The 6,252-nt window shown below is 49.9% G+C and carries 8 protein-coding genes; 2 read left to right on the top strand and 6 right to left on the bottom strand.

Annotation, left to right across the window (positions count from 1 at the left end; all coding sequences use genetic code 11):
- Nucleotides 1-464 precede the first annotated feature (464 nt).
- Nucleotides 465-1,379 carry a tRNA glutamyl-Q(34) synthetase GluQRS gene (gluQRS, locus tag BMZ14_RS14185; protein WP_256208670.1) on the top strand — a complete coding sequence of 305 codons (915 nt, stop codon included), beginning with the start codon at nt 465-467 and terminating at the stop codon, nt 1,377-1,379.
- 207 nt (nt 1,380-1,586) lie between these two features.
- Entirely contained in the window at nt 1,587-2,744 is a 1,158-nt protein-coding gene (locus tag BMZ14_RS14180; RefSeq protein ID WP_074798719.1) for an NAD(P)/FAD-dependent oxidoreductase, read from the top strand.
- A gap of 84 nt (nt 2,745-2,828) precedes the next feature.
- Here BMZ14_RS14180 and BMZ14_RS14175 read toward each other — a convergent pair whose 3' ends face one another.
- From BMZ14_RS14175 to rpsK, 6 genes are all read right to left on the bottom strand, one after another.
- The gene (locus BMZ14_RS14175) at nt 2,829-3,275 is read right to left on the bottom strand and encodes a DUF2806 domain-containing protein (protein ID WP_074798729.1); all 447 of its coding nucleotides are present in this window, start codon (nt 3,273-3,275) and stop codon (nt 2,829-2,831) included.
- A gap of 84 nt (nt 3,276-3,359) precedes the next feature.
- Nucleotides 3,360-3,677, bottom strand: a complete 318-nt coding sequence (locus tag BMZ14_RS14170) for a hypothetical protein (RefSeq protein WP_074798718.1) — start codon at nt 3,675-3,677, stop codon at nt 3,360-3,362.
- Between the two features lie 124 nt (nt 3,678-3,801).
- Nucleotides 3,802-4,200, bottom strand: coding sequence for a 50S ribosomal protein L17 (rplQ, locus tag BMZ14_RS14165; RefSeq protein ID WP_074798716.1), 399 nt, complete (start codon nt 4,198-4,200; stop codon nt 3,802-3,804).
- On the bottom strand, nt 4,187-5,191 hold the full coding sequence (locus BMZ14_RS14160) for a DNA-directed RNA polymerase subunit alpha (RefSeq protein ID WP_074798714.1): 1,005 nt from the start codon (nt 5,189-5,191) through the stop codon (nt 4,187-4,189). Before BMZ14_RS14160 ends, rplQ begins: the two co-directional genes overlap by 14 nt.
- A 34-nt stretch (nt 5,192-5,225) precedes the next feature.
- Entirely contained in the window at nt 5,226-5,852 is a 627-nt protein-coding gene (rpsD, locus tag BMZ14_RS14155; RefSeq protein ID WP_074798712.1) for a 30S ribosomal protein S4, read from the bottom strand.
- 10 nt (nt 5,853-5,862) lie between these two features.
- Complete coding sequence (gene rpsK, locus BMZ14_RS14150; protein ID WP_004181016.1) at nt 5,863-6,252, bottom strand: 30S ribosomal protein S11; 390 nt, start codon at nt 6,250-6,252, stop codon at nt 5,863-5,865.

The following is a 6,252-nucleotide window of genomic DNA, read 5'->3' as shown; positions in this document are numbered from 1 at the left end:
ACCGCTGGTACCACCAATATTGTTCCTACCAGTACTTTACATACCCACAACCCCGTAAAGACTATCCCTGTAGATTCACCAAGTCAAGCAGTTTGTCAGAGCATAGGATGGAGCAATTTCCATGCCAAAAGATATACCTTACGGGGCTATTCGGTATTCCCGAAAATCGCATTTCTTTAACTCATTGACCTATTACTTATTCCGCAGGAAAAATTGCCAGATTGAGTCCGTCTTGCTGGAGACGTCATATCGATTTCCGACGGTTTGGAGTGATAGCTGGGACAGCCGCTTTGGAGAATTATCTGCCCTCGCCGTGCCGCTATTTCATCATGTCATTGATTGCAGTTCACCAATTTGTCTTGTTTGAATATACTGGTGGTCTTGATTGAGGATCAACTTTAATCGAACAAAGCGGTAAAATTTGGCAGGAAATGCCTTTACGAAAACCATCGCCCGCAAATCCGGTGCCCATAAGTCTACCTGCCGGGCCAATTTATCGTGGCCGTTTCGCTCCATCTCCGACTGGACCGCTGCACTTCGGCTCTCTTGTCGCTGCGGTAGGAAGCTATCTGGAGGCGAGATCGAACCATGGGGAATGGCTGGTCAGGATCGAGAATCTCGATCCCCTGCGTGAAGTGCCGGGCGCCTCAAGAGTAATCCTGAAAACGCTTGATGCGCTGGGAATGGAATGGGATGGCGAGGTAATCTACCAAAACCAGCGGTACAACGCGTATCAGACTCCGCTCGCCATACTTGAAAGGCAGAACCTGGTTTATCGCTGCACTTGCAGCCGTAAAGAAATCGCCGATTCCGCACACAGAGGAATAGATGGTGCCGTTTATCCCGGCACTTGCCGAGGGCGCTCCTCCTCCGAGGGGTATTCAGGAGCATGGCGGTTAAAAACCGATAACACGTTGATTGAATTTAACGATGCGTTTCAGGGTCCGGTTCGTCAGCACCTGGAAAATGATAGTGGCGATTTCGTGTTGCGCCGGGCCGACGGCATCTATGCGTATCAATTAGCAGTGGTGGTGGATGATGCCGAGCAAGGAGTGAGCCATGTGGTACGGGGAGAAGATCTGCTGAACTCCACACCTCGCCAGATATACCTTCAGCGGCTGCTGCATTACCCGACCCCATCCTATTTCCATCTTCCCGTGGTGGTGAACGCCCAGGGTGAGAAACTCAGCAAGCAGAACTACGCTGCACCTGTCAATGCTTCTGATGCGGTGCCTCAATTGACGAGCGCAATACGTTTTCTGGGTCAAGACCCACCTGCCGAATTGAGGGAAAGCGATATCACTTCATTCTGGAAGTGGGCAACAAAGAATTGGAAGCCCTGGATGATTCCTCGGACAAAGGTGATGAAAACGTCCTGACAGCGCGAGCTTCGTACGAAAATGCGGGCTCATCCGAAACATTCATGCTACGCTGCTCCCCCATTACTAATCCAGTTAAGATGAGGGCGGGAAGCGTCATATTGCCACCAGAAGCCTGACGAGCGAAGAAGCCTCTACTGAGATCTCTAAAGGGATACTTATGATCGGCGGGATGCCAGATTCAACCTGTATTACGAAGGAGAAAACGTGCCCTTTCTGCCATTTTACCTACCCAGACATAAGCAACTCAAAATCGTTATCGTGGGTGGCGGTTACGCGGGCGTCGCGGCATTGGTAACGCTGTTACGCCACATGCCGGAAGCCCGCATCACGATAGTCGATCCAAGATCACATCACCTCAAGATCACGCATTTACACGAAACCTTCCGGTATCCGCTGGATGACTTCCTGATATCGTTTTCTACCCTGAAAAATCGTTTTGGCTGTCGTCATATACGTGCCGAGCCGTCGCTGGACGACTACACGCTCTGGCAGTGCCAGAATGACAAGTTTCTAACCGTCAATGATGAAATTCTGGAATTTGACTATCTTCTAATGGCGTCAGGCTCACCCATAGCCCAAATTGCGAAGCAAAAAAATATTTTTGATCTTGAAGATTTCATGACCACCGCGGGTTCGGATCTGCTGAGCCGTGTCCTGGATGCCTGCAACAAAAGCGAGCGGGTGATCTCGGTAATAGGTGGGGGCGCCACCGGTATTCAATTTCTTTTTGAAATTGCTTATTTTCTCCGCCGTCAGAAAATTGATGCCAAATTGCGGTTGGTTCACGGAGAAGACCGCGTTCTTAAACAATTTCCCGAGGGTTTCTCGGCCTATGCCCAAACACGCATGGCTGATCTCGATATTGATTTCTACCCTAATACGCGTTATCGGAGCCAGGAAGCAGGTAATATCCTGTTGGAAGAAGGTGAAACGCACGCTCAGTTCAGCTTGCCTTCCGCGATCTCATTCCTGTTCCTGGGTAGAAAACCTGGCGCGCTACGTTCCGCCAATGCTTTCGGGCAGGTGATGGTAGAGCGGAAGCCTTTACAGAATATCTTTACCGCTGGCGACTGCTCTATTTATGATTCTTCCGGTTCCAATACCATGACAGCGCAATCCGCTGTGCGTAAGGGAATGTTGGCGGCGAGAAATATTTTGCGGCACTCGGGCGCAATCAAATTGCTTGAGCCCTACTTTCATCGCGATTTAGGCTATGTCGTCAGTCTTGGGCCTGCAGATGCAGTAGGCTGGCTTGCATTGGAAGGTAATGTAGTTGGAGGGATGCCTGCACTGCTGATCAAGGAACTGGTGGAGGCTCAATATGATTTATTGCTAACGGGAATTGATACTTATCTGGTTTGAATTTCCTGAGCAACGTTATGCTCGGGAGCGTCTTGCCAAGTAGTTCAAGTAGCAATCGCAGTCGGCATGTTTTTGAGGAAGATTTCAACGTCTTGGCAGAATGGATGAAACAATCATCCCCTGCCGAAACCATCTTTCAATTACGTATTCATAAAATTCCTGATTTCTCAGTGCAACGCATACAGCCGCCAATGCTTTTCCTTTCTCGGTCAGGAGGACGTGACCGAGATCAAGGCAATTTTTTGCTTCCCGCAGGAACTGTATTTTTGTCGGCTTGCGAAAATAAAACAAGCGAGTATGTTTACCGAATTTTCCTTTGACATATCCGGTTGCGTCAAACGATACCAGGCCAAGTGCCTCCAGGCGTCTTAAAGCTGCAAGGTCTATGCCGTGCTTTGCATAAACGGGGTGTTCCACGTCATAGATCAACGGCAGCGGTTCACCCTGAACCCATACAAACTGACAGAGAGATTCAAAAAGCGCAACGTCTTCCTCATCGGGAAGAACCTTGTCAATCTCCTTATCTGGCATATTTGGAGTGAAAATCAACTCGCATTCTTTCAGATTCAAATCCTGGTTATCTCGGAGCATACGTCCAGGCGCAGAGTTCACTCCTTATTTATATTTACGACCTCGACGCGAAAGCTCTTGATCCAGTTCTTCCAGAAAACTTATATTTTTCTTTCGCTGCTTCTCACCCCTATACCAGGAAAAGCAGGCAAGAACCCCAAGTACGATCAAGAGTCCATTCGATACATTTGGTCCACCGAAGAAAATGTCGGTAAGCCCGGAGAGAAATGCAAAAGCCCCCATATACCCTGTCCAGTTCAAGAACTTGTTTCCCCACGTAGGCTCCTCTCGTTGGTCGCGCCATGATTGAAGCTTCTCGCGAACCGAAACAAGTTCGTTGTCAGTCCAATTTGTTAAATCCATCCAAATGACCCCATCTCAACCAAAAGGAATATTACCCGGTACCGCTTGACGTTGATTATAATCTTATCAGGCATAAAAAAGCCGGGTTAACCCGGCTCTTTTTAATCCCGCGATTCGCAAGTACTTAAGTATCAGCTTTGCCGGCTCCAGCCGCAACCGCCTGTTCGGGACGATCCATTAACTCGACCAGCGCCATGGGCGCGTTATCCCCCTTTCGAAAGCCGAATTTAAGAATACGCAAGTAACCGCCATTTCGCGACTGATAACGGGGACCGAGCTCGGCAAACAACTTGCCGACCATATCGCGGTCGCGCAATCGATCAAAGGCTAACCGTCTATTCGCAAGCGAAGGCTTTTTGCCTAACGTTATCATTGGCTCAATTACACGACGCAACTCCTTTGCTTTCGGCAGCGTAGTTTTAATAACCTCGTGCCGCAATAGAGAATTCGTCATATTACGCAGCATTGCCAGCCGATGGCTGCTTGTGCGATTCAGTTTCCTTAATCCATTATGGTGCCGCATGACTTGTTTCCTTTTTACCTTTATCAAGATTGGAAGGCGGCCAGCTTTCCAGTTTCATGCCCAGAGTCAACCCACGTGAGGCCAGTACTTCCTTGATTTCGTTTAACGACTTCCTGCCCAGGTTCGGGGTTTTCAGCAGCTCGGTTTCAGTACGCTGAATCAAGTCACCAATATAGTAAATGTTCTCCGCCTTCAGGCAATTGGCAGAACGTACAGTAAGTTCAAGATCATCCACTGGCCGCAATAAAACCGGATCAATCTGAGGCAATTTCGGCTGTTCAACCGGTAAAGGCGTACCCTTGAGGTCAGCAAATACGGAAAGCTGCTCCACCAATACCTTCGCCGCATAACGAATCGCTTCCTCTGGATCGACGACTCCATTGGTTTCAATATCCATAATCAACTTGTCCAGGTCGGTACGCTGTTCAACCCGGGCGCTTTCCACCGCATAGCTTACACGCCTAACGGGACTGAAGGACGCATCCAGCAAAATGCTGCCGATGGTACGAGCCTCGTTTGCCAGTTGCCGCACTGTTCCAGGAACATAACCACGCCCCAGCTCTACCTTAATTTGCATATCCAGCTTACCGCCTGCGGTAAGGTGCGCCACTACGTGATCCGGATTGATGATCTCCACATCGTGGCCGGCTTCGATATCACTCGCGGTGACCGTCCCTTCGCCTTTCTTTTTGAGGATCAGAGTAGCCTCGGTACGGTTATGCAGTTTCAGAACAATGCCCTTGAGATTAAGCAGGATATCGACAACATCCTCCTGCACGCCGTCCAGAGCCGAATATTCATGCACCACCCCGCTAATCTGAACTTCAGTCGGGGCGAATCCGGGCATTGACGATAGCAGAATCCGACGCAACGCGTTTCCCAAAGTGTGCCCGTAGCCGCGTTCAAACGGTTCCATGGTAATCTTGGCGTGTAGCGGGGAAATATTCTGCACGTCGATAATGCGCGGCGTAAGAAAAGTGTTGCTTGGCATAGCCTGATCCTTTTGCGGAGAGCTTGGCAGTTGATTACTTGGAATACAGCTCAATGACTAATGATTCATTGATACTCGAGGGCAAATCGGACCTTTCCGGCTTAACCTTGAAGGTGCCTTTCATCGCTTTGACATCCACCTCTATCCACTCCGGAAATGTCCTCTGCTCGGCAGCTTCAACCGCGGCTTTTATCCGCAGGTGGTTTTTAGCTTTTTCGGTCACCTCTATTACATCCCCCGGCTTGACCTGATAGGAAGGAATATTGACTCTACGCCCATTTACCATGACTGCGTTATGACGTACGATCTGGCGCGCTTCTGAACGCGATGCGCCAAAACCCATACGATATGAAACGGTATCCAGGCGGCATTCCAGCAATTGAAGCAAATTCTCACCCGTCACGCCTCGCTGCCTGTCAGCCAACTCGTAGTTATTGCGGAACTGACGCTCCAATATCCCGTATATCCGGCGCAGCTTCTGCTTCTCGCGGAGCTGTACTCCATAATCGGATAGACGCGCGCTCTTTTGACCATGTTGACCGGGAGCATAATTGCGCCGCTCAATCGCGCACTTGTCGGTGAAACACTTTTCGCCTTTCAGGAACAACTTCTCTCCCTCGCGTCGACACTGGCGACATTTGGGGTCAAGATTTCTAGCCACTATCTACTCCTTAAATACGGCGTTTCTTCGGAGGACGGCAGCCGTTATGTGGAACTGGCGTCACATCCGAAATACTGGTGATTTTAAAACCCGCTGCGTTCAATGCACGCACTGCGGATTCACGCCCCGGACCGGGACCTTTGATACGCACCTCCAAATTCTTTACACCGCATTCCTGCGCAACCTTGCTGGCTTGCTCAGCCGCAACCTGGGCAGCAAAGGGAGTGCTCTTTCGCGATCCCTTGAAACCGGCGCCTCCGGAGGTCGCCCACGACAGGGCATTACCCTGACGGTCTGTAATGGTCACGATCGTGTTATTGAATGAGGCGTGAACATGCGCAATACCTTCCGCCACGTTCTTCTTGACTTTCTTGCGTACCCGTGTGGCTGCTTTTACCAT

The organism is Nitrosospira briensis (genome assembly GCF_900115125.1).
GTDB lineage: Bacteria > Pseudomonadota > Gammaproteobacteria > Burkholderiales > Nitrosomonadaceae > Nitrosospira > Nitrosospira briensis_A.
This window is presented reverse-complemented; position numbering and strand designations above follow the sequence as displayed.

Coding starts and splice junctions, on each gene's coding strand:
- BMZ14_RS14175 (WP_074798729.1), bottom strand. CDS start 3,275: ATGCCAGATAAGGAGATTGACAAGGTTCTTCCCGATGAGGAAGACGTT.
- BMZ14_RS14170 (WP_074798718.1), bottom strand. CDS start 3,677: ATGGATTTAACAAATTGGACTGACAACGAACTTGTTTCGGTTCGCGAG.
- rplQ (WP_074798716.1), bottom strand. CDS start 4,200: ATGCGGCACCATAATGGATTAAGGAAACTGAATCGCACAAGCAGCCAT.
- BMZ14_RS14160 (WP_074798714.1), bottom strand. CDS start 5,191: ATGCCAAGCAACACTTTTCTTACGCCGCGCATTATCGACGTGCAGAAT.
- rpsK (WP_004181016.1), bottom strand. CDS start 6,252: ATGGTAAAAGCAGCCACACGGGTACGCAAGAAAGTCAAGAAGAACGTG.